Origin of the sequence: Paenibacillus sp. NPDC057934 (assembly GCF_042887565.1) — a bacterium.
Lineage (GTDB): Bacteria > Bacillota > Bacilli > Paenibacillales > Paenibacillaceae > Paenibacillus_AQ.
On record NZ_JBHVPB010000002.1, the window covers coordinates 582,155 to 605,434 of the forward strand.

19 protein-coding genes are annotated in these 23,280 nt (G+C 49.3%); all 19 read left to right on the forward strand.

The features are described from left to right. Positions 1 to 34 precede the first annotated feature (34 nt). The 19 genes from ACFVRY_RS07255 to dapA all read left to right on the forward strand — a co-directional run bounded on the left by ACFVRY_RS07255 (position 35) and on the right by dapA (position 22,796). Complete coding sequence (locus ACFVRY_RS07255; RefSeq protein ID WP_387498726.1) at positions 35 to 4,360, forward strand: PolC-type DNA polymerase III; 4,326 nt, start codon at positions 35 to 37, stop codon at positions 4,358 to 4,360. Between the two features lie 231 nt (positions 4,361 to 4,591). Further along, positions 4,592 to 5,059 (forward strand): ribosome maturation factor RimP, encoded by a 468-nt coding sequence (gene rimP / locus ACFVRY_RS07260; protein WP_387498727.1) that lies wholly within the window; start codon positions 4,592 to 4,594, stop codon positions 5,057 to 5,059. Positions 5,060 to 5,085: 26 nt separating this feature from the next. Beyond that, the gene (gene nusA / locus ACFVRY_RS07265; RefSeq protein ID WP_066362068.1) at positions 5,086 to 6,183 is read left to right on the forward strand and encodes a transcription termination factor NusA; all 1,098 of its coding nucleotides are present in this window, start codon (positions 5,086 to 5,088) and stop codon (positions 6,181 to 6,183) included. 28 nt (positions 6,184 to 6,211) lie between these two features. Next, complete coding sequence (gene rnpM, locus ACFVRY_RS07270; RefSeq protein ID WP_066362066.1) at positions 6,212 to 6,520, forward strand: RNase P modulator RnpM; 309 nt, start codon at positions 6,212 to 6,214, stop codon at positions 6,518 to 6,520. After that, positions 6,513 to 6,836, forward strand: coding sequence for a YlxQ family RNA-binding protein (locus ACFVRY_RS07275; RefSeq protein ID WP_066362065.1), 324 nt, complete (start codon positions 6,513 to 6,515; stop codon positions 6,834 to 6,836). The genes rnpM and ACFVRY_RS07275 overlap by 8 nt, the downstream gene beginning before the upstream one ends. Continuing rightward, positions 6,829 to 9,471: a translation initiation factor IF-2 gene (gene infB, locus ACFVRY_RS07280; RefSeq protein ID WP_387498729.1), complete on the forward strand. Its 2,643-nt coding sequence runs from the start codon at positions 6,829 to 6,831 to the stop codon at positions 9,469 to 9,471. The genes ACFVRY_RS07275 and infB overlap by 8 nt, the downstream gene beginning before the upstream one ends. Positions 9,472 to 9,489: 18 nt before the next feature. After that, on the forward strand, positions 9,490 to 9,843 hold the full coding sequence (rbfA, locus tag ACFVRY_RS07285) for a 30S ribosome-binding factor RbfA (RefSeq protein WP_066362061.1): 354 nt from the start codon (positions 9,490 to 9,492) through the stop codon (positions 9,841 to 9,843). Positions 9,844 to 9,865: 22 nt separating this feature from the next. Further along, positions 9,866 to 10,843: a DHH family phosphoesterase gene (locus tag ACFVRY_RS07290; protein ID WP_387498732.1), complete on the forward strand. Its 978-nt coding sequence runs from the start codon at positions 9,866 to 9,868 to the stop codon at positions 10,841 to 10,843. Then, positions 10,840 to 11,754, forward strand: a complete 915-nt coding sequence (gene truB, locus ACFVRY_RS07295; RefSeq protein WP_387498734.1) for a tRNA pseudouridine(55) synthase TruB — start codon at positions 10,840 to 10,842, stop codon at positions 11,752 to 11,754. The genes ACFVRY_RS07290 and truB overlap by 4 nt, the downstream gene beginning before the upstream one ends. Positions 11,755 to 11,792: 38 nt before the next feature. Further along, entirely contained in the window at positions 11,793 to 12,740 is a 948-nt protein-coding gene (locus tag ACFVRY_RS07300) for a bifunctional riboflavin kinase/FAD synthetase (RefSeq protein WP_387498736.1), read from the forward strand. Between the two features lie 149 nt (positions 12,741 to 12,889). After that, positions 12,890 to 13,159: a 30S ribosomal protein S15 gene (rpsO, locus tag ACFVRY_RS07305; protein ID WP_066362055.1), complete on the forward strand. Its 270-nt coding sequence runs from the start codon at positions 12,890 to 12,892 to the stop codon at positions 13,157 to 13,159. Between the two features lie 317 nt (positions 13,160 to 13,476). Next, on the forward strand, positions 13,477 to 15,579 hold the full coding sequence (gene pnp / locus ACFVRY_RS07310; protein ID WP_387498737.1) for a polyribonucleotide nucleotidyltransferase: 2,103 nt from the start codon (positions 13,477 to 13,479) through the stop codon (positions 15,577 to 15,579). A 275-nt stretch (positions 15,580 to 15,854) separates the two neighbouring features. Beyond that, positions 15,855 to 16,838 carry a polysaccharide deacetylase family protein gene (locus tag ACFVRY_RS07315; RefSeq protein WP_387498739.1) on the forward strand — a complete coding sequence of 328 codons (984 nt, stop codon included), beginning with the start codon at positions 15,855 to 15,857 and terminating at the stop codon, positions 16,836 to 16,838. A 79-nt stretch (positions 16,839 to 16,917) separates the two neighbouring features. Further along, positions 16,918 to 18,186, forward strand: coding sequence for a M16 family metallopeptidase (locus ACFVRY_RS07320; RefSeq protein ID WP_387498741.1), 1,269 nt, complete (start codon positions 16,918 to 16,920; stop codon positions 18,184 to 18,186). Next, positions 18,155 to 18,607, forward strand: a complete 453-nt coding sequence (gene dut, locus ACFVRY_RS07325) for a dUTP diphosphatase (RefSeq protein ID WP_387498819.1) — start codon at positions 18,155 to 18,157, stop codon at positions 18,605 to 18,607. Before ACFVRY_RS07320 ends, dut begins: the two co-directional genes overlap by 32 nt. 302 nt (positions 18,608 to 18,909) lie before the next feature. Continuing rightward, the gene (gene dpsA / locus ACFVRY_RS07330; RefSeq protein ID WP_387498743.1) at positions 18,910 to 19,806 is read left to right on the forward strand and encodes a dipicolinate synthase subunit DpsA; all 897 of its coding nucleotides are present in this window, start codon (positions 18,910 to 18,912) and stop codon (positions 19,804 to 19,806) included. Next, the gene (locus tag ACFVRY_RS07335) at positions 19,806 to 20,402 is read left to right on the forward strand and encodes a dipicolinate synthase subunit B (RefSeq protein WP_066362032.1); all 597 of its coding nucleotides are present in this window, start codon (positions 19,806 to 19,808) and stop codon (positions 20,400 to 20,402) included. The genes dpsA and ACFVRY_RS07335 overlap by 1 nt, the downstream gene beginning before the upstream one ends. Before the next feature lie 283 nt (positions 20,403 to 20,685). Continuing rightward, positions 20,686 to 21,906: an aspartate kinase gene (dapG, locus tag ACFVRY_RS07340; RefSeq protein ID WP_387498745.1), complete on the forward strand. Its 1,221-nt coding sequence runs from the start codon at positions 20,686 to 20,688 to the stop codon at positions 21,904 to 21,906. A gap of 14 nt (positions 21,907 to 21,920) precedes the next feature. Next, entirely contained in the window at positions 21,921 to 22,796 is an 876-nt protein-coding gene (gene dapA / locus ACFVRY_RS07345) for a 4-hydroxy-tetrahydrodipicolinate synthase (RefSeq protein WP_387498747.1), read from the forward strand. Positions 22,797 to 23,280 lie beyond the last annotated feature (484 nt).

Here is a 23,280-nt window from a genome sequence, read left to right on the forward strand (position 1 = left end):
GAAAGTCAGGGCGATCATAAGGTGGAGGGAAGCCATGGAACAAAACGTAGAAAGAAGAAAAAGGTTCGAGCTTCTGATGAAGCAAGGCGAAATACCGCCTGGACTTATCGATCCTTATTTTCTGGATGGAAGTATTGAGCGTGTTGAAATTAGCCGTGGCAACCGGGATTGGCATATTGTCATTGCCAAAGAAACTCTTGTACCTGCGCAGGCGTACCGTACCTTTTGTCTGAGAATGCGGGAGAAGCTGCAGCATATTGCGAAAGTGAGCTTTTTGTTCCAATATGCGGAGAGCGTAAGCAGAGCGGATCTGGTAGCTGAGTATTGGGGATTATTTCTGGAGTGGGTTCAACGTGAAATTCCATCCGTAAACGGCTGGTTAACACGTTCTTCGCAGGAACTTCAAGACGGTACACTGTTGCTGACGATGAGCGATGCAATGTCTCAAGAACTGGCCCGTAAAAAGGGAATCGATACCGCCATTATTAAATTTTACGATAAATATTTTGCTCTCCCGCTCAGGGTTAAAATTCAGGTAGCTGAAAATCAGGATAATACCGTTGTCTTCGAAGAATTCCAGCAGAAGCTCCAGCAAGAGCAGCGTGAATTTATCGAGCAGATGATGACGGAGGTTGAGATAGAAGCAGTTGAAGATGAAGGCGATCCTAATGAGGTCGTGAAGCTTCAGGTCGGCTATGATATCAAAGAACCGCCTGTGCCGCTTATTGAGATTCAGGATGAAGAGAAGAAAATAACGATTCAGGGAACTATTTTTGGCCTGGAAAGCAAAGAACTGCGCAATGGCAGCACACTCTTTACTTTCTTCCTTACTGATTTTACCGACTCCCTGCAAATGAAGATGTTCGCTAAGAATAAGGAAGACCTCAAGATCATGGGCCAGTTGGCCAACGGGAAATGGGTAAGAGCGCGGGGAAGAGTGGAGTACGATCGCTTTATGCAGATTCCGGAGCTTGTGATGATCCCATCGGACTTATCCGAGGTTGCGGCGCCAGCGGCACGTAAGGATAATGCTCCAGTCAAAAGAGTAGAGTTCCATCTGCACACGACAATGAGCACCATGGACGCTGTAACGCCAGTCGATGTCTATATCAAAACAGCGGCCAAATGGGGCCACACGGCAATGGCCGTTACCGATCATGGCGGAGTTCAAAGCTTTCCGGAAGCGAACCATGCTGCCCATAAGAACAAGATTAAAATGCTGTACGGCGTGGAAGCCAATGTCGTGAATGACGCGGTAAATATTGTTGAGAATCCGCAGCCGCTTGATTTGAAGACAGCTACTTATGTAGTTTTCGATATCGAGACCACGGGCTTATCAATCACTCGCAACAACATTACAGAGCTTGCAGCGATCAAGATGTGCGAGGGCAAAGAGCTGGATCGGTATACCACTTTTGTTAACCCGCACGAGAAGATTCCGTATCATATCCAGCAATTGACGAATATCACGGATGAAATGGTCAAGGACGCTCCTGATCTGGAGCCTGTTTTGCACGATTTCGTAAAGTTTATAGGGGACAGTATACTTGTTGCTCATAATGCCAGATTCGATATGGGATTTATTCAAGCCTCTCTGGCCAAGCTCGGGCAGCCCAAGCTGACTAATCCGTCACTGGACACGCTGGAGTTAGCGCGACTGCTGCATCCCACAATGAAGAATCACCGTCTGAACACACTGGCGGATAAATACAAAGTGCTATTGGAAAGTCATCACCGTGCGGTTGACGATACCATTGCCCTGGGGGGCATTCTGAACGGTCTGCTTGCGGATGCTGAGAAGCTGAAAGGGATGACAAGACTGGATCGGCTCAATGATTATGTGGGGAATGACCTCTCCAACACGCGGCCGTTTCATTGTTGTATCTACGCCCTTAATGCTATCGGTAAGAAAAATCTCTATAAACTGATTTCCTTATCGCATACAGAGTATTTCAAGCGGGTTCCTTGTATTCCAAAGTCGAAGCTTGAAGAATTGCGGGACGGATTGCTGGTCATCTCAGGTTGTGAACGGGGAGAGTTCTTTGAATCTGTACTCAACAAAACGGTTGAGGAAGCGATGGAAGTCGCCCAATTCTACGATGTGCTGGAGATCCAACCACTGACAATGTACATGCATCTGGTGGACAAAGGGTTTGTAGCCAGTCCTGAAGAACTACGTGACGTGGTACGCAAAATTTGTGAGATTGGTGAGCAGCTGGGCAAGCCGGTAATTGCTACAGGAAATGTGCATTATCTCGAGCCGCGCGACAAGCTGTACCGCGATATTACCATAAACGGCATTACGGGCTTTAGCCCGCTGAAGGATATGCGTAAGCCGGATGCCCATTTCCGGACGACAGAGGAAATGCTAGCTGAATTCGATTTCCTGGGTGCGGAAAAAGCGATGGAGGTTGTGGTGACGAACACGGTGGAACTGGCCAATCGCTTTGAGGAGCTGGAGTTGTTCCCGGATAAGTTGTTCACTCCGATTCTGGAAGGGGCAGATGAGGAAATCCGCGAGACTTGCTACACGACAGCGAAATCAATTTATGGTGAGGAACTGCCGGAGGTCGTAGTGGCCCGTTTGGAAAAAGAATTGGAGCCGATTATTAAATACGGATTCTCGGCCAACTATCTGATATCCGAACGTCTCGTTAAAAAATCGAACCGTGACGGTTATCTCGTAGGCTCGCGGGGTTCAGTAGGCTCCTCCGTAGTAGCTACGTTTCTTGGCATCTCGGAAGTTAATCCGCTTCCGGCGCATTATGTTTGCCGTAATTCCGATTGCCGGCACAGCGAGTGGTTCCTGGACGGTAGTGTACCGAGCGGATTTGACCTGCCGGACAAAGTCTGTCCGGACTGTGGCGGGATGCTGAAGGGTGAAGGGCAGGATATTCCGTTCGAGACCTTCCTTGGCTTTAAAGGCGACAAGGTTCCCGATATCGACCTTAACTTCTCCGGTGAATATCAGCCACAAGCGCATAATTTCACGAAGACCATGTTTGGACCGGATAACGTATTCCGTGCGGGTACGATTGGTACGGTAGCGGAGAAGACTGCTTTTGGTTTTACCAAGAAATACGAGGAGCATCACCAGAAACGCTGGCGTGGTGCCGAGGTTAGCCGTCTGGCGGCAGGATGTACAGGCGTTAAGCGGAATACCGGACAGCATCCCGGGGGGATCGTCGTGGTGCCGGATTATATAGATGTAGAAGATATTACACCTGTACAGTTCCCTGCGGATGATGTCAATGCAGAATGGAAGACAACGCACTTTGATTATCACGCTTTTGATGCAAACCTGCTCAAGCTTGATATTCTGGGCCACGATGACCCGACCATGATGCGGATGCTTCAGGATTTGACTGGTGTGGACCCTACGTCTATCCCGATGAATGACGCTAAAGTAATGAGTATGTTCAACTCTACGGAAGCGCTAGGGGTTAGTCCCGAGCAGATTCGGTCACCTGTGGCCACCTATGGGGTACCGGAAATGGGGACCAAGTTCGTGCGGCAGATGCTGATCGAATCGAAGCCGTCGAGCTTTGCGGATTTGCTGCAAATTTCCGGATTGTCGCACGGAACTGGCGTATGGCTGGGAAATGCCCAGGAACTGATCAAGAATAATACCTGTAACATCAAGACCGTTATTGGTTGTCGGGATGATATTATGCTCTTCCTGATCTATAAAGCCGGCATGGATGCCAGTCTAGCCTTTAAAATTACCGAAAGCGTCCGGAAAGGTAAGGGGCTGCCGCCAGAATGGATCGAGGAAATGAAACGATGCAAGGTGCCTCAGTGGTACATTGATTCCTGTCTGAAGATTCAGTACATGTTCCCGAAGGCGCACGCAGCAGCGTATGTTATCTCTGCAGTGCGTACCGCCTACTTTAAGCTCTATCATCCGATTGAATATTATGCGACCTACTTCTCTGTACGGGCAGCGGATTTTGACATTGATCTCTGTTGTCAGGGTTATGAGGCGATCGGTCGCCAGATCGTAGAGATTGAGCAAAAGGGATTCCAGGCGCTGCCTAAGGAAAAGGCGATGTTGCCGATTCTGGAGATGGCTTTGGAAATGACCGCTCGCGGTCTTACGTTCAAGAATATCGATTTGTATCGCTCTGACGCTACCCGCTTTACTGTGGATGGCGACAGTCTCATCCCGCCGTTCTCTGCACTTTCGGGCATCGGGGATAACGCAGCGATCAATATTGCTGCCGCCAAGGACGCCGGAGAGTTCCTGTCGATAGAGGATTTCCAGCAGAAATCCAAAGCAAGTAAGACGGTTATTGAGCTTCTTACCGGCATGGGTTGTTTCCGGGGACTACCGGAAAGCAACCAGCTTTCTCTTTTCTAACGACCTCATTTTCGCATAGATTTGCTGCCGGATATAACAGGTTGATTGCGGGAAACTGCAATGGTCATGACTCCTGAAAAGGGGCAGTCAAGGGCTGGCACTTGTCAGTGCCCACGCACTATGTTATAATTTTTTTGGTAATAATGAGATAAGTCCGTTGTGTAAAGAGTGGGGAAACCCACTCTTTATCTTTGGTATATAGCAAAAGACAAGTTCGTGGAGGTTAATTTTTTGAGCACACCCAAATCCAAAATTAAACAAACGGTAGAGCAGATGCTCGGACCCTATCTGGACGACAATGGCTTTGAACTGGTAGACGTAGAATACGTAAAGGAAGGTTCCAACTGGTTCCTGCGTATATTCGTTGATAAGGATGGCGGTATTGATATTGATGACTGCGGCTCCATTAGCGAATATTTCAGCCAGAAGCTAGATGAGAATGATCCTATTCCCGAGGCTTATTTCCTTGAAGTGTCCTCACCGGGAGCGGAACGTCCGCTCAAGAAAGCCGCAGATGTGGCTAAGGCGGTAGGTAAAGACGTATATGTGACGGTTTATGAGCCGATTCAAGGACTCAAGGAATTCGAAGGTCGTTTGCTTTCGTTCGAGAACGAGGAACTGCTCATCTCCGCGGGCAAAAAAGAACATGTTGTGCCATATGCCAAAGTCGCCAGCGCGAGATTGGCCATTATTTTTTAACGTCTTGAAAGGGGGACCGGAATTTCATGAGTATGGATTTTATTGAAGCTATGAATGAACTGGAAAGGGAGAAGGGCATCAGCAAGGATGTGCTGTTTGAAGCCATTGAAGCTGCGCTAATCTCTAGCTATAAACGCAACTTCAATGCAGCGCAGAACGTTCGTGTGGACATGAACCGCAACACTGGAGTAATCAAGGTGTTCGCACGCAAGCTGGTGGTCGAGGAGGTTCTGGATTCACGGACTGAGATCTCGCTGCCAGCCGCAAGAGAGATTAACCCGCACTTCCAATTGGAAGATGTGGCCGAGCTTGAGGTCACCCCGCGTGATTTCGGGCGCATTGCCGCTCAAACGGCTAAACAAGTTGTTACCCAACGTATTCGCGAAGCAGAGCGTGGACTCATTTATAACGCTTTTATCGACAAGGAAGAGGATATTGTTACCGGCCTTGTTCAGCGTCAGGATATGCGCAACATCTATGTGGACCTTGGTAAGATCGAAGCGGTTCTGCCGCTAAGCGAACTTATGCCTGGAGAGAAATTCAAGCAGAGCGAGCGCATCAAGGCTTATATCACCAAGGTTGAGAACACCACTAAGGGCCCGCAAATTCTGCTGTCCCGCAGCCATCCCGGTCTCTTGAAGCGTCTGTTTGAGCTTGAAGTTCCTGAGATTTTTGACGGTGTAGTGGAGATTCGTTCCGTTGCCCGTGAAGCTGGCTTCCGTTCCAAGATTGCCGTGTTCTCGCGCAACCCGGAAGTGGATCCGGTCGGTTCTTGCGTAGGCCCTAGAGGCATGCGTGTACAGACGATCGTTACCGAACTGCGCGGCGAGAAGATTGATATCGTCCGTTATTCCGAATCAGTGGAAGAATATGTGGCCAACGCGCTGAGCCCGTCCAAGGTACTTGAAGTTCAAGTATTCGAGGCGGAGAAAATGGCGCGGGTGATCGTTCCTGATTATCAATTGTCGCTGGCTATCGGCATCAAAGGGCAAAACGCTCGTTTGGCTGCTAAGCTGACCGGCTGGAAGATCGATATCAAGAGCGAGACCCAGGCGGAACAGGAATACGGCAGACCTAAGTCTGTCAGTGATGAAATGCATCAGGATTCCGTCTCCATTGATTAATTAACGTGTCAAGGCGGGGGGCGATACAATGAAACAAAAAAAGGTTCCATTGCGGAAATGCGTAGCCAGCCAGGAAATGATGCCCAAGAAAGAATTAATCAGGGTGGTCAGAACTCCGGAGGGCGAGGTGCTTATTGACCTGACCGGTAAGAAGTCAGGCCGCGGCGCTTATATATGCGGCAAGCTGGAATGCTTCAAACTGGCCCAGAAGAACAAAGCGCTTGACCGGGCCTTAAAATGTCAGGTAAGCTCCGAAATCTATGCCCAGCTTGCCCGGGACTTTGCGTCCGTTGAGGAGCAGTTCTTGGCAGCAAAGGATAGTGAGGATAATGAGTAAGGTACTTTCTTATTTAGGACTTGCGATGAGAGCAGGCAAATTAGTCACCGGCGACGAGATCGTACTCAAAGCGGTACGGTCATCGGAGGCGAAGCTGGTCGTTCTTGCGGGTGACGCGTCAGACAACACCAAGAAAAAGTTCCGTGATAAATGCGGAACCTACGATATTCCACTAGTAATCGCTTTTCACCGAGATACCCTCGGTGCAAGTATTGGTAAAGACCAGCGCGTAGTGCTGGCCATTACGGATAAAGGATTCGCGGAAATGATCTCCAAGCAACTCGGAGATACAGTCGGAGGTGTATTTATTGACTAAAGAAGACAATAAAGACAAATTGCGTGTGTATGAATATGCAAAATCACTGAATATGAGTAGTAAAGAAATTATTACAATTCTGAAGCGTTTGGATGTTCCTGTGAATAATCATATGAGTGTAATGGAGAACGGCGCTGTCAATAAAGTAGAGCAATTCTTCAAGGACATCAAATCAAACGCTGCGGCCAAGCGGGATAACGGCACCAGCAGCCGAACGGTGACAACCGGATCGGTAACAGCCAGTCCCCCAAGTGCCCAGAATGCCAACAAAAATCAACCGGAAAAGCAGGTAGGTATGAACAGTAACCAAAATAACAACCAAACTACAACGTCCCCAAGGCCCCAAAGCGGACAAGATTCCCGCAGAACACAATCAGGTTCCACACAAAATGCGCGTCCACAGCAAGGCGGAGCGCCGCGTACTAGCAGTAACAACGGAAGCCGTCCACAAGGACAAGGTAATTCGACCGGTGGCAGTCGTCCACAAGGTAATTCCGGCGGCAACCGTCCGCAAGGCAGCAACACAGGTGGTGGCAACCGTCCACAAAGCAGCACCGGCGGCAGTCGTCCGCAAGGTAGCGGCGGCACTGGCAATCGCCCGCAAGGCGCTACTAGCGGTGGTAACCGTCCGCAAAACAGTACAGCCGGCGGCAACCGTCCACAAGGCGGCGCACCGCGTACTGATAGTCGTCCACAGCAAGGTCAAGGTGGAGATTTCTCCCGTGGCGGCGCTGGCGGACCTAAGAAGAATACGACTGGCGGCAGACCGAACACGAACCAACGTCGTTTTGATGATGGCAAAGGCGGTAACTACCGTGGACGCGGCGGCAAAAATAACCGTGGCAGAAACCAATCCATGGAACGTCGTGAAAAAATCGACAACACACCGAAGAAAATTATCGTTCGCGGTAGCATGACTGTCGGTGAAACTGCCAAGCTGCTCCATAAGGATGCTTCGGAAGTTATCAAAAAGCTGATCTCCATGGGTGTTATGGCGACCATTAACCAAGAACTTGATATCGACACCATTCTGCTGCTTTCCGGTGAATTCGGAGTAGAAGTAGAAGTGAAGATTCCAGTGGATGAGGATAGCTTCGAAACCGTTGAAGAGAACGATTCTGAAGACGATCTGCAATCCCGTCCTCCAGTAGTTACGATCATGGGTCACGTTGACCATGGTAAAACAACATTGCTGGATGCTATCCGTTCCACGAATGTAACGGGTGGAGAAGCAGGCGGAATCACTCAGCACATCGGTGCTTATCAAGTAGAAATTAACCACAAGAAAATCACGTTCCTGGATACTCCGGGTCACGAAGCGTTTACCGCAATGCGTGCTCGTGGTGCTCAAGTTACAGATATGACGATTATCGTTGTAGCAGCCGATGACGGCGTTATGCCACAGACGGTAGAAGCGATTAACCATGCTAAAGCTGCAGGCCTTCCGATTATTGTTGCTGTCAACAAAATTGATAAGCCAGGTGCTGATCCTGATAAGGTGAAGCAAGAGCTTACAAGCTATGAGTTGGTACCTGAAGAGTGGGGCGGAGATACAATTTTCGTTAATCTGTCCGCTAAACAACGTATTAACCTGGAAGAATTGCTTGAAATGATCTTGCTCGTTGCTGAAGTTAATGAGTACAAAGCGAACCCTGACAAACGGGCACGCGGTACCGTTATAGAAGCCGAACTTGATAAGAACCGTGGACCGGTTGCACGTATTCTCGTACAGAATGGTACCCTCAAAATTGGGGATGCATTTGTAGCAGGTAACTGCTTCGGACGCGTACGTGCTATGGTGAATGATAAAGGACGCAAGATCAAAGAAGCAGGACCATCCACACCAGTAGAAATTACGGGTCTGACAGAGGTTCCACAAGCGGGCGATCCGTTCATGGCCTTCGAAGACGAGCGTAAAGCCCGTGCTATCGCTGACAGACGTTCTACGTCCCAGCGCCAGTCTGAGCTGAACACGAACACCCGTGTTACATTGGATGATCTGTTCCAGCACATCAAAGACGGTGAGATTAAAGATCTCAACGTAATTATCAAAGCTGACGTGCAAGGTTCGGTAGAAGCGCTTAAGAGCTCTTTGGCTAAAATCGAAGTGGAAGGCGTACGCGTGAAGATTATTCACAGCGGTGCCGGTGCCATTACAGAATCCGATATTACCTTGGCTGCAGCATCAAATGCTATCGTAATTGGCTTCAACGTTCGTCCAGATGCTCAGACCAAAGTAGCTGCTGAGCAAGAGAAAGTGGATGTTCGTCTGCACAACATTATTTACAATGTAATCGAAGAGATCGAAAGTGCCATGAAAGGGATGCTTGATCCTATCTTCAAAGAGAACATTATCGGGCATGCTGAAGTACGTAACGTCTTCAAAATCAGCAAAGTGGGTAATATTGCAGGATGTATGGTTACTGACGGCAAAATCACTCGCAGTGCTGAAATGCGCTTGATTCGCAGCGGAATTGTTGTGTTCCAAGGTAAGGTCGATACCCTGAAGCGCTTCAAGGATGATGCCAAAGAAGTGGCGCAAGGTTATGAATGCGGCGTAACTTTGGAACGCTATAATGACATCCAAGAGGGTGACATTATCGAAGCGTTCATCATGGAACGTGTAGAGCGCTAAGCGAAGAGGTGAATATAGATGTCTAAAATCAGAGCCGGACGCGTTGGCGAGCAGATCAAGAAAGAACTGAGCCAACTGATCCAGAGCGAATTGAAAGACCCCCGAATTGGTTTTGTAACGGTGACTGGCGTAGAAGTGACGAACGACTTGTCACAAGCCAAAGTATACCTTAGCGTGTTCGGGGATGAGGAACAAAAAGCCAAATCTCTTAAAGCGATCGACAAAGCCAACGGCTTTCTTCGCACAGAGCTTGGCAAGGCAATCCGCCTTCGTCATACCCCAGAGCTGATCTTCAAGTTTGACGAGTCCGTTGCTTACGGCAGTCATATTGAGAAGCTGCTTGGTGATATTGGCAAGAACGAAGAGAGATAGTCAACTTAAAAGGAGACGGCGAATGCAGAGCTATGAACAAAGTCTCCAGCAGACCCGTGAGTTTCTGCTGGACCATGACGATTACCTTGTAGTGTCGCATGTTCAGCCGGACGGAGATGCAGTCAGCTCCACCCTAGCGGTGGGCTGGCTTCTCTCATGTCTGGGCAAAAATTACACTATGATCAATGAAGGTCCTATTCCGAAGCGGATGGAGTACCTGTGGCATGCCAGTGAGATCGTGAACATGTCTGAGCAGGAGCTGCCTGGCCCTTATAGCCATATCATCTGTGTAGATTGCGCCGATTTTGAGCGTGTAGGAAGAACACAGCGTTATTTTGCCGAAGGGGCGCAGATCGTCAACATCGACCACCATCCCACCAATAATGGGTATGGAACGGTCAACCTGATCAAGCCGGATGCGGCGGCCACCGCAGAGATTCTGTTCGATCTGCTCAAGGTTGTTGGAGTAGAGTGGAATCTTGAGATTGCGACGGCTATCTATACCGGATTATTGACGGATACCGGCGGTTTCCGTTATTCCAATACTTCACCGAAGGTAATGGCGACAGTCTCTGAACTGCTGTCACTTGGTGTGAATGGTCCGGAACTGGCGGAGAATCTGCTGGAGGAAATGACATTGCCGCAGGTTAAGGTATTAAACCGGGCTTTGAATACATTGCAGATGTCACCGGAAGGGCACATTGCCTGGGTTCACGTGACTCCGCAGGACATGATAGATTGTGCTGCAGAGAATGAGGATCTCGAAGGGATTGTGAACTATCCGCGCAATATTCGCGGGGTAGAGGTTGGCATTCTGTTCAAGGTCATTCATGAGAATGCAGTCAAGGTCAGCCTGCGTTCTGCGGGCAAGGTGGACGTTGCGGCTCTGGCGCAGACTTTCGGCGGCGGAGGACACACCCGTGCAGCCGGTGCCAAGGTTGAGGCGCCATTGGAGCAGGTTATTCCGCTTATCCTTGAGGAGGTCAGACGTCATTTATGAGTGAACTTACAGGAGTTTTGGCAGTGTATAAGCCAGCTGGGTTCACTTCCCATGATGTTGTGGCCAAAGCCCGGCGTATCCTGGGTATGAAGCGGATCGGTCATACGGGGACACTTGATCCCCAAGTGACAGGTGTGCTGCCGTTATGTCTAGGACGGGCTACCCGGGTAGTGGAATATATCCAGGAACTACCTAAGGAGTATGTCGCTACACTGAGACTTGGCATGGCCAGTGATACAGAGGATCTGACCGGAACGATCACGGAAACCGTTGACGAGGTGAATGTTACGGATGAAGAGATCGCGGCGGTATTGAACTCTTTTCAAGGCGTGATCTCTCAGGTCCCACCGATGTATTCTGCAGTCAAGGTAGATGGCAAACGTCTATACGAACTGGCCAGAGAAGGCAAGACCGTAGAACGGAAAAGCCGGGAAGTGGAGATTTACGAAATCGAGCTGCTGGATGTGACTCGAAACGGTAATTATCCCGATATTACGTTCCGTGCACTGTGCTCCAAGGGCACTTATATCCGTACGCTTTGCGTCGATATTGGCCGGGCGCTGGGTGTGCCGGGGGTGATGGTCAAACTGGAACGAACGATGTCTGCAGGCATTACTGCCGGGCATTGTCTAACGCTTGAGGAGATTGCAGACCATAAAGAAGCAGGAACGCTGGAAAGTCATCTGATTGCTGCTGACGAGGCGATTGCTCATTTACCGCAGCATAAGGTGATGGACGAGAAGAAGAAGGCAGCCCTGCAGGGCCAGCGCCTTTCCTTACGTTTTGTTGCCCCGGAAGTCGAGACAGACGGTGATTTCAGGCTTTACGATTTGCAAGGGGAGTTTCTTGGTATTTACAAGCTGGATGAGGCTGGGGCGATCGCTCCGGTCAAAGTTTTTGCACAAGTCTAATATCAATTTTACAAAGTGAATTGTAGGTGAGAGACAGCGTGAGAACCGTAACGTTAACCTATCCAATGCCTCCGGAGACAGCCGCGCAGTGGGCACAGCCGCAAGTCGTTGCTCTCGGGCAGTTTGACGGCCTGCATCTTGGTCATGTCAGTGTCATTGCCTCGGCTGTGGCTCTGGCCCGCAAAGAAGGCGTGCCGGCTGCCGTGATGACCTTCCATCCCCATCCGAAGGATGTTATGGGTAAAGGAGATTATGAAGGGTATTTGACGCCACAGGCTGACAAGCAGAAGCTGCTTGCGGACATGGGTGTTGATATTTTGTATATAGTTGAATTCAATGAGCAGCTCTCCAGAGTCAGCCCGCAGAATTTTGTGTCCGTTATGCTGCTGCCTTTGCAAATTACTACGGCGGTAGTCGGCTTTGACTTCCGCTTTGGTTATCAAGGGGAAGGCGATGTGGACATGCTTCGGCAATTGGGAGCAGGTCTCATGAATGTGGAGACTGCTCCGCCATTCCTCTTGAATGGCGAGAAGGTCAGCAGCTCCGGTATCCGCAAGAGCCTTCAGAACGGTGAGTTGGAGCTGGCGAACGCTTGGTTTGGCCGCTTCTATCATCTGCGCGGAATGGTCGGACACGGTGAGAAGCGCGGACGTACCATCGGCTTTCCGACGGCGAATCTGCAGCTTGATGACCGGTTCGTCACACCCGCCAAAGGCGTATACGCCGTTCGCGTGTTCTACAATGACCAAGTGCTACATGGTGTCATGAATGTAGGGGTGAAGCCGACCTTCCATGAGGGCGTGATAGCACCAAACTTTGAAGTGCATTTATTCGATTTTGCAGGCGATTTGTATGATCAGCATCTTAAGGTTGAATTGGTCTCATACATCCGGCCGGAGCGTAAATTTGACTCCATCCAGGCGCTGATCGCCCAGATCGGGCAGGATTCCGAAACGGCCAAACAGCTTTTACAGCAATATTTATAATAGGTAGTGGACATGCCGTTTACATTTGTCGGTGAAGATGCTATACTGATAAACGTTGCCGCACTTTGGCATCATAACCTTAGCTTGGTTGCTTGTTCTCACCGACGGCTACGAGGCTATTGGCGATTATTATGAAGGAGGTGAACAGGATGGCATTGACTCAAGAACGTAAACACCAATTGATCGACGAGCACAAAACTCATGAATCCGATACTGGATCCCCTGAGGTGCAAGTTGCTATCCTTACGGAGAACATCGTTAATTTGACTGACCACTTGCGTACGCACAAGAAAGATCACCACTCCCGTCGTGGATTGTTGAAAATGGTTGGCCAACGTCGTAAACTGCTGGCGTATTTGAAAAACAAAGACGTCCGTCGTTACAGCGCCCTGATCGAAAAACTGGGATTGCGTCGTTAATATTCCATAAGCTTACTCTTAAAGCAGCCTGGTTGTATACCGTACGTCCTTTTCGGAGCGACAGCGGGACAACTGGGTTGCTTTTTGAAAATTATGGGGAAACTGTTGAAAGACTGAAAGAAGATATGATTCGCAAAAACGGCTGCATCATCTCGCTGGGAGGACAAGCCGTTTTTGCTTGTAGTTGAATCCATTTCATAAATCCATGAGTGAGCGTCGGGTTTAAATCGGCATTATGAAATTGATTCAGTTGTATACAGAATTTGTGCAATTTTAACGGGTGATAAATCCGTTTATTTCAATTAAGGAGGGACTTTATGGAACAACGTGTGGAAATGCAGTTGGGCGGAAGACGCCTTGTGCTGGAAACAGGCCGTTTGGCCAAACAAGCTAATGCAGCCGTAATGGTGCGTTATGGTGATACTTCTGTATTGTGTACGGTTACAGCCTCGAAAGAGCCGAAGGATCTGGATTTTTTCCCGCTTACGGTTAACTATGAGGAAAGATTATATTCGGTGGGTAAAATTCCGGGTGGTTTTATTAAACGGGAGGGCAGACCGAGTGAAAAAGCGATTCTGTCCAGCCGTTTGACAGACCGTCCCATACGCCCACTGTTCCCGGAAGGCTTCCGGAATGATGTGCAAGTCTTGAACCTTGTCATGAGTGTGGATCAGGATTGTGCGCCGGAAATTGCCGCTATGATTGGTACTTCCGCAGCACTGAGTATTTCTGATGTGCCGTTTAACGGTCCAATTGGCGGCGTAGCCGTGGGTCGGATCAATGGTGAATTTGTAATTAATCCGAATATTGCCCAGCAAGCGGAAAGCGACATTCATGTCGTGGTTGCCGGAACGAAAAGCGCCATCATGATGGTGGAAGCGGAAGCGAGCGAAGTAACGGAAGAAGTAATGCTCGAAGCCATTATGTTCGGACATGATGAAATTCGCAATATCGTTGCTACCATTGAAGAACTGGTCAAACTGGCTGGTAAGGAAAAAATGGCTGTGAAGCTGCATGCAGTAGCTGCTGATGTGAACACTGAGGTCCGTACTTTTGCGGAGAGCCGCTTAGTGGAAGCTGTCAAAATTGCCGAGAAGCATGCTCGTCAGCAGGCGATTGATGTTGTGAATGATGAAGCTGTTGAGTATTTCACTGAGAAATACATAGAAACCCCTGAGCTTCTGAAGGATGTCAAGGAAGTTCTTCATGATATCGTGAAAGAAGAAGTCAGACGCCTGATTACACATGACAAGGTTCGTCCGGATGGTCGTAAGCTGGATGAGATTCGTCCGATTGAATGTGACACAGGTCTGCTGCCGCGTACACATGGATCCGGTCTGTTTACCCGGGGACAAACACAAATCCTTAGCGTATGTACACTTGGTGCATTGGGTGATGTGCAAATTCTTGATGGTATCGATCTGGCTGAGACGAAGCGCTTCATGCACCATTACAACTTCCCGCCGTTCAGCGTAGGGGAAGCCCGTCCGCTAAGAGCTCCAGGCCGTCGCGAGATTGGACATGGTGCACTCGGAGAACGCGCGTTGTCCAAAGTTATCCCTAGTGAAACTGAGTTCCCGTACACTATTCGTTTGGTTTCGGAAGCTATTGAATCTAACGGATCTACTTCCCAAGCGAGCATTTGCGCCAGTATTCTGGCAATGATGGATGCGGGTGTACCGATCAAGGCACCAGTGGCCGGTGTGGCTATGGGATTGATCAAAGATGGAGAGCATGTCTCCATTCTGACCGATATTCAAGGTATGGAAGATCACCTTGGCGATATGGACTTTAAGGTTGCAGGTACGGCTGAGGGTGTAACTGCGATTCAGATGGACATCAAGATCGACGGTATTGACCGGAAGATTCTTCAGGATGCTTTGCAACAAGCTAAAGAAGGACGTATGTTCATCTTGGGCAAAATGAATGAAGTGATCTCCGAGCCAAGACCAAGTCTGTCCAAATACGCTCCTAAAATCATTATCATCAACATCAACCCGGACAAAATCCGTGATGTTATCGGAGCTGGCGGCAAGATCATCAACAAAATCATTGAAGAAACCGGCGTGAAAATCGACATCGAACAAGATGGTCGTGTATTCATTGGTTCCTCTGATGAAGAGATGATTCAGAAAGCCCGCACCATTATCGAAGGCATTGTACGTGAAGTGCAAGTCGGCGAAATCTACGTCGGTACCGTTAGACGCATCGAGAAATTCGGCGCATTTGTAGAATTAATCCCAGGTAAAGATGGTCTGGTGCATATTTCTCAGCTGTCCACCGAGCGTGTAGCTAAGGTAGAGGACGTAGTGGCTATTGGCGATACAATTACCGTAAAAGTGACCGAGATCGACCAACAAGGTCGTGTCAACCTTTCCCGCAAAGCGGTACTGACTTCCGAAGGCGTAGCCAAGGCGTAAATTTTTACTCTGGCCTGCGAGGGTTAAAAGAGGCAGAAGCGTAAGTATTCTGGCTCTTTTTCTCATTACACTTTATAGTCAGTATTTAGATTTAACAACATAGGATTGAGGCAGGGCACCGTAAGGTGCTTTTCTTGTTTTCATCAGAGTTTAGCTCATGGCGATGATCCAATGCATGCATAATTTCCTCGAAACTTTCATAGGCTGGGACAAAGCCTCTCTGCACAGCGCTGTGCAGCAGGAAACATTGGTTTGTGCCGGAGGAGGAAAGGATCATGAAGACGGAAAAGGTCGCACTCGTGCTGGCCTGCATTGCTATAATTATTGGAATAGGGAGTACCAACGGTCCTGTGAGGGACATGCTGGTCCAGTTAAAGCCACAGGAAGGATTGGCAGTGTGGAAGGACGAGTCCGTCATAACGCACGATGATTTGCGAAGCCAGATCGAGGCTAATGCGGCGAAGCTCTCCGCTCCACCGGTGGATGCGGTGCTGGATAGGGTATGGAAAGCCATTCCCGGATACAATGGTCTGGAAGTGGATGTGGAATCCACCTATCGGAACGCGCTTTTGCAGCCCAAAGAGTCGCTGAAATATGTCTACCGTCAGATCCCGCCCAAAGTATCCCTGGATGATCTCGGAGCACAGCCAATCTTCAGGGGGAACCCAAGCAAGCCGATGGTCTCCCTGATGATTAATGTGGCGTGGGGCAATGAATATATTATTCCGATGCTGAATATTTTGGATGAAGAAAAAGTGAAGGTAACATTCTTTCTGGATGGGAGCTGGCTGAGTAAAAATCCGGAGCTGGCTTTAGAAATGCAAAAACGCGGTCATGAGATGGAGAACCATGCCTATACACACCCTAATATGAGCAATTTGAGTCATGCACGGGCTACAGCCGAAATTGAGAAAACCCAGAAGCTGCTGAAGCAGACGCTGGGAGTTACGAACAAATGGTTCGCTCCACCGTCGGGCGATTTCAATCAGCAGACCGTAGAGATTGCTGCAAGTCTGGGACTCAAAACTGTGCTATGGACCCTGGATACGGTGGATTGGCGCAATCCTTCTCCGGAATCTGTCATTGTCAAAATCACGTCTAAAGCAGAGCCAGGTACGCTGGTGCTCATGCACCCTACGGCGTCCTCCTCAAAGGCACTCAGAGGCATGATACAGGGCATTCGGAAAAAGGGCTTAAGTCTGGGCACGGTTAGTCAGACCTTGTCGCCGGAACGGATTCTGCCTCCAGAAGTTGAGTGAGCGTTCTATTTCTGGTACGATAAAAAGCACGTTGGAAATATTTTTGTTAGAAACAGGGTTACGCCAGGAGGGCTTTCAATTGGAAAAAATAGTGTTATCGAACGGTTTGCGTGTAGTCACTGAGACCATTCCGACCGGACGCTCCGTTTCCTTCGGGATTTGGGTCAAAACGGGGTCCAGGAATGAGAAGCTCGAGAACAACGGGATCTCCCATTTTGTTGAACATATGCTTTTCAAGGGAACGGACCGCTATAGCGCCAAGGATATTGCAGAGAAGTTTGATGCAATCGGCGGCAATGTCAACGCATTTACCTCGAAAGAATATACATGTTATTATGCAAAAGTGCTGGATGAGCATTTGCCGATAGCGGTGGATGTGCTTGCGGATATGTTTTTCCGTTCGAAACTGGATGCCGAAGAACTAGCCAAGGAGAAGAATGTAATTCTGGAGGAAATCGCCATGTGCGAGGATACTCCGGATGATTTGGTGCATGATCTGATGTGCGAAGCGGCCTACCAGGACCACCCGCTGGCTTACTCCATTCTGGGTCTTAAAGAACGCCTGCTGGAGATGACGCCAGATCACCTTCGCGCCTATATGAAGGAACAGTACACGATAGAGAATACTGTGATCAGCGTGGCCGGGAATATCAACGATGAACTGATTGATCTGTTGGAGCAGCATTTCGGCTCGTTCGACAACCACGGAACGTCTGCAGCGCTGACTGTGCCGGACTTCCATGGAGAACTGTTGTTTCATCGCAAAAAAACGGAGCAGAATCACATCTGTATCTCGCTTCCAGGCGTTCGTTCCGGCGACCCGTTGCAATATGCAATGGTGCTGATCAACAATGCGGTCGGCGGAGGTATGAGTTCGCGAATGTTCCAGGAAATTCGGGAAAAACGCGGTCTGGCCTACTCTGTATATTCCTACCACAGCTCCCAAGCAGATAGTGGCTTGTTCACCGTGTATGCCGGGACTGCTCCTAAGCAAACCAAAGAAGTTTTGGAGCTTACCAAAGAGATGTTACATGAACTTGCGGATAAGGGACTCAGTGAGGATGAGCTGGACAAAGGCAAGGAGCAAATGAAGGGCAGCCTGATTCTCAGTCTTGAGAGCACCAGCAGCAGAATGAACCGTATCGGTAAAAATGAGCTGATGCTCGGCAGACATGATACGCTCGATGATATGATTTCCAAGATCCAGCAGGTGACGATGAATGACATCAACGCTGTACTGGACAACATGTTCGCTGAGCCGCTAGCAATGGCCATGGTGGGCTCCACAGATAAAGCTATAGTTAATGTTAGGAGAGATGATCTTGTCTTACTTCGTTCAAATTCATAAACAACCAGGGAATGAGGATGTATCCCTGCCACGTAAAATGTCAGAACAGGCCTCTGGTTACGATCTGTATGCTGCCGTTGACAGCGATGTCGTACTTGAACCGGGTGCACGCGCATTAATTCCAACGGGTATCTCACTCGCTATGCCGGATGGACTGGAGGCGCAGATTCGTCCACGCAGTGGTCTGGCTCTGAAGCACGGTATTACCTGCTTGAATACACCGGGCACCATTGATGCCGATTACCGCGGAGAAATCAAGGTGCTGCTGATCAATTTGGGTCAGGAGACGTTTGCCATTGCTCGTAATGAGCGTATTGCCCAAATGGTCTTCCAAGCGGTGCCAGCAGTGACACTGGTTGAAGTAGAGGAATTGTCCGCAACCGTTCGTGGCGTGGGCGGATTCGGACATACAGGGAAATAAACGATAAATCAAGATACAACAATAGCTACATATATGAAAAAGCTTACGGGAGCTGTGCTGTTTAAAGCTCATTCCGTGAGCTTTTTTGCGTTGTTAGCAGACTTTTCGAGACAGCTCAGTACATTCTCAAAACCCAAAACCGAATACCCAGAACCCGATCCTTGACCTCAATCAATAGACCGTTTGCCCTTTGCAAAATTCAGGTTTTACAGGTATTTCTACTCCGCTTTTCACCCATCCCGAATGCCCAGCATAAAATGCCTTATAGCCTTGGAGTGTAATGTGAAAGGAGCGTCATCCCTATGCTTACTGGCGTCAGGATCGTGTTCCTGGGCGGGGACGCAAGACAATTGGAAGTGATTCGGAAGTGTGTGGAAATGGATGCAACGGTAAGCGTTGCCGGGTTCGATAAATGGGAAGCCCCTTGCCCGGGGGCGAGCCTGGAACAAATGTCAGTGACGCTGCTGGGAAATGCCGATGTGCTCGTGCTGCCAACCGTGGGCTGTGATGATGAAGGCAATATTAGTGCACTCTTCTCTTCAGAGCCGCTTAAGCTGCTGGAGGAGCACGTAGCCGCTTTGCCAGCACATTGTACTGTTTATACGGGAATGGCCAAAAACTATCTGCGTAGACTCTGCACCAAACATGAATTAAAGCTGATCGAACTGCTAGGCCGTGATGATGTGGCGATTTATAACTCCATTCCGACAGCGGAAGGAGCACTGGTCATGGCGATTCAGAATACGGATTTTACCATTCATGGTTCCAGATCCATGGTGCTGGGAATTGGCAGAACCGGTTTTACGATGGCTCGGAGCCTCCAGGGGCTCGGGGCGAAGGTGAAAGTGGGCGTGCGGAGACAGGAGCATTATGCAAGGGCGGAGGAGATGGGCTGGGAGCCTTTTATGACAGACAATCTAGTGGCCCATGTAGCGGAGTCGGATCTGATCTTCAATACGATTCCAGATATGATTATTACGGCCCAGGTGCTATCCCGGATTCCCAAACATTGCTTAATTGTTGATTTAGCTTCTGCTCCGGGTGGTTGTGATTTTCGCTATGCGGAGAAACGCGGTATCAAGGCATTACTGGCTCCCGGACTGCCGGGAATCGTTGCCCCAAGAAGTGCCGGCATCATCATGGCGAATGCACTGGTACAGTCGATATCGGACGGGACTTTGAACAGGGGGAATGTATAATGAACTGGCACGGAAAAACAGTAGGATATGCAATTACCGGCTCGCATTGCACTTTTGCCGAAGTAATGCCGCAGATCCAGCGCTTTATAGATGATGGTGCGAACGTGGTGCCCATCGTTTCGGGATCGGTGCTGGCAACGGACACGCGGTTTGGAACATCGGAAAGTTGGCTAAAACAGTTGAAAGATATAACAGGGAATGATATCATTTCTACAATTGTTGAAGCGGAACCGCTGGGTCCTTCCAAGCTGCTGGATGTGCTGACGATTGCGCCCTGCACAGGCAATACAACAAGTAAGCTGGCTAATGCCATGACGGACAGTCCTGTATTAATGGCGGCAAAATCGCAGATGCGCAACGGTCGTCCGCTTGTGCTGGCGATCTCCACCAATGACGGGCTGGGTCTGAATGCAGCCAATATTGCAAAGCTGCTTGTGACCAAAAATATTTATTTTGTACCGTTCGGCCAGGATAGTCCCCACGGCAAGCCCAATTCACTTGTGGCCCGGATGGAACTTATTCCAGAGGCCTGCTATGCCGCTCTGCAGGGAAATCAGTTGCAGCCCATGATCATCGAACGGTTTCATTCAGCATAATAAAGGGAACGATTAGAGATTTTCTTTAACTTTTGAAGGGGAGATGCATAAGGGGATGTGGCGTAAAGTTCAATGCCACAGATCACCGACGATTGTTGATTTCATCGCTTGACAATTATACAGCTCGGCTGCTGCCGTCCTCATTTACGAGGGCGGTACAACCATTTTTTTAACAATATACCGTTGAATCACGACTTTCGCAGCGAAGATCTCTCTTCTAAAAGAGCCTGCTTTCTGCGTATTTATTAGTGTGCTTGCTTCGATAGTAATGGAGGAATAATACATGGGTATTTTGGTGCAAAAATTCGGCGGAACGTCACTCTCCACGCCTCAGGCGAGAGAGCATGTCATCCGTCATGTCAAACGGGAACTGGCAAGCGGGTATAGTCTGGTGATTGTGGTCTCGGCCATGGGACGCCGGGGTGAGCCTTATGCCACAGATACACTGCTGGATTGGGCTGTTCAGAACGGTAACGCGCTTGGTGATCGGGAGAGAGATCTGCTGATGTGCTGTGGGGAGATCATTTCCGCCACGACGCTATGCGGGTTACTGGAGAATGAGGGAATCCCTTCAACGGTGCTGACTGGAGCCCAAGCAGGGTTCGTGACGGACAACAGCTACGGCAATGCCAGAATTCTGGATGTGCGGCCGGAGCGTATTCTTCGTGAACTCCGAGACCAGAAAGTAGTCATTGTAACCGGGTTTCAGGGACAGACAGAAGCCGGAGATTTCACGACCCTTGGACGGGGCGGAAGCGATACATCGGCAACCGCGCTCGGGGCGGCGCTACGTGCCGATATGGTCGACATCTACACCGATGTGAACGGAATTCTGACAGCAGACCCCCGTATTGTCGAGGATGCCAAGCCATTGACCATTGTTAGTTATACGGAGATTTGCAATATGGCCCATCAGGGAGCCAAGGTTATTCATCCACGCGCTGTAGAAATCGCCATGCAGGCGCAAATTCCAGTACGAGTACGCTCTACCTTCTCCGATACGGAGGGTACTTTGGTTACGCATCCTGAAGGCTTTAATGATGTGCAGGCAGGCATCGTAGATCGTTTTGTTACCGGGATCGCTTATGTCAGCAATGTGACGCAGATTTCTGTGGAATGTCCAGAAGGAAACGGGACTGGAATGCAGCTGCAGATTTTTAAAAGTATGGCGGACAACGGAATCAGCGTTGACTTTATTAATGTTACTCCTACGGAAGCTCTTTACACTGTCTTTGATGACCATTCTGAGAAAGCAATCGCAGCTCTGCAGGAGCTGGGTCTTCGTCCGAAGAGCTTGTCCGGTTGTGCCAAGGTTTCTGTCATTGGCGGCGGCATTAATGGTGTTCCCGGCATTATGGCACGGATCGTGGAGGCGCTTAGTTCGCAGAACATTCAAATTTTACAATCAGCTGATTCCAATACAACCATTTGGGTGCTTGTGAAGAAGGAAGACATGGTGCAGTCGCTGCGAGCGCTGCATGCCAAGTTTGAATTACACCGTTAAAGGAGGAATTCAAAATGGATTTCGGGAGATTGATTACAGCAATGGTCACCCCCTTCGACGAAGCGGGAGAAATCAATTGGGAAGAAACTTCGCGGCTCGTTGATTATTTAATTGAAGAGCAGAAATCCGAGGGGCTGGTCGTTTGCGGGACAACTGGAGAATCTCCGACCTTAAGCGATGAAGAGAAGCTGAAGCTTTTTGAATTCGTATTGGAAAAGGCTCATGGACGCTGCAAAATTATTGCTGGTACAGGCAGTAACAATACGAAGCACTCTGTTCATCTGACGAAGGAAGCAGAGCGGATCGGCGTTGATGGCGTACTGGTGGTAGTGCCGTATTACAACAAGCCGAATCAGGAAGGGCTGTACCAGCATTTTGCCACCATTGCCAGAGAGACAGAACTTCCGGTTATTCTGTACAATGTACCCAGCCGGACGGGAGTCAGTCTGAGCGCGGCTACAACGCTACGGCTTGCAGACATTCCGAATATCGTTGCCACCAAGGAATGTGCTTCGGTAGACCAGATTACCTGGATTGCCGCGGCTTGTCCAGAGGATTTCCATGTGTACACTGGCGACGATTCCGCAGGGCTGGCAGCGCTGGCTGTGGGTGGTCATGGTATTATCAGTGTGGCCAGCCATATTGTCGGCTCCGAGATGTTGGAGATGATTGAGAACTTTAATTCCGGGAATGTACGGCGCGCTGGCGCGCTTCACCGGAAGCTGTTCCCGATATTCAAGGGTTTGTTCGAGTCCCCTGAGCCGTTGCCGAATCCCGCGGCTGTGAAATACGCGCTCAACTTTAAAGGCGTGAATGTCGGTTCAGTAAGACTTCCGCTTATTGGCCCGACAGAGGAAGAGGCCGCATTTATTGAAGCACTCCTGAACTAATGGCCGCTAAATTGTGACTACCAGGTGTAACAAAAGATGACTTTCTTCAACCGGTTCTCCATGTGGGGAGCCGGTTTTTTGCGATATGGAGGACGTTTTTTTATAAAATAATGGCGATGTTTTGAGGAAAGAATAGAGTTACGGATTGGACGACTTGTCTTTTGCCAAAAAAATCATGTATAATGATGTTAAGTGACTGGGTGCGGTTAAAATTAAATATGCGGTAATCTTCCGTCAATGTTATACATTGTGAGACAGGATAGGTCCTTGAATAAGTCTGTTCAGAGCATGGCAGGGGCTTCGCGCAAGGGGCGCGGCGGTGAATTTTGACGGTTTGACCGCTTCAATGGAGCACTTCATTGCCCGGGTTCGGGAGCTTTCGCATTGCACGTTTATATAAGGCCTTACGGAATTTTCCTGTCAATTGAGTGGAAGCTATCGGCTGTTTGAAGAATGTATTCATTTACAGAATGTATTCAGCGCC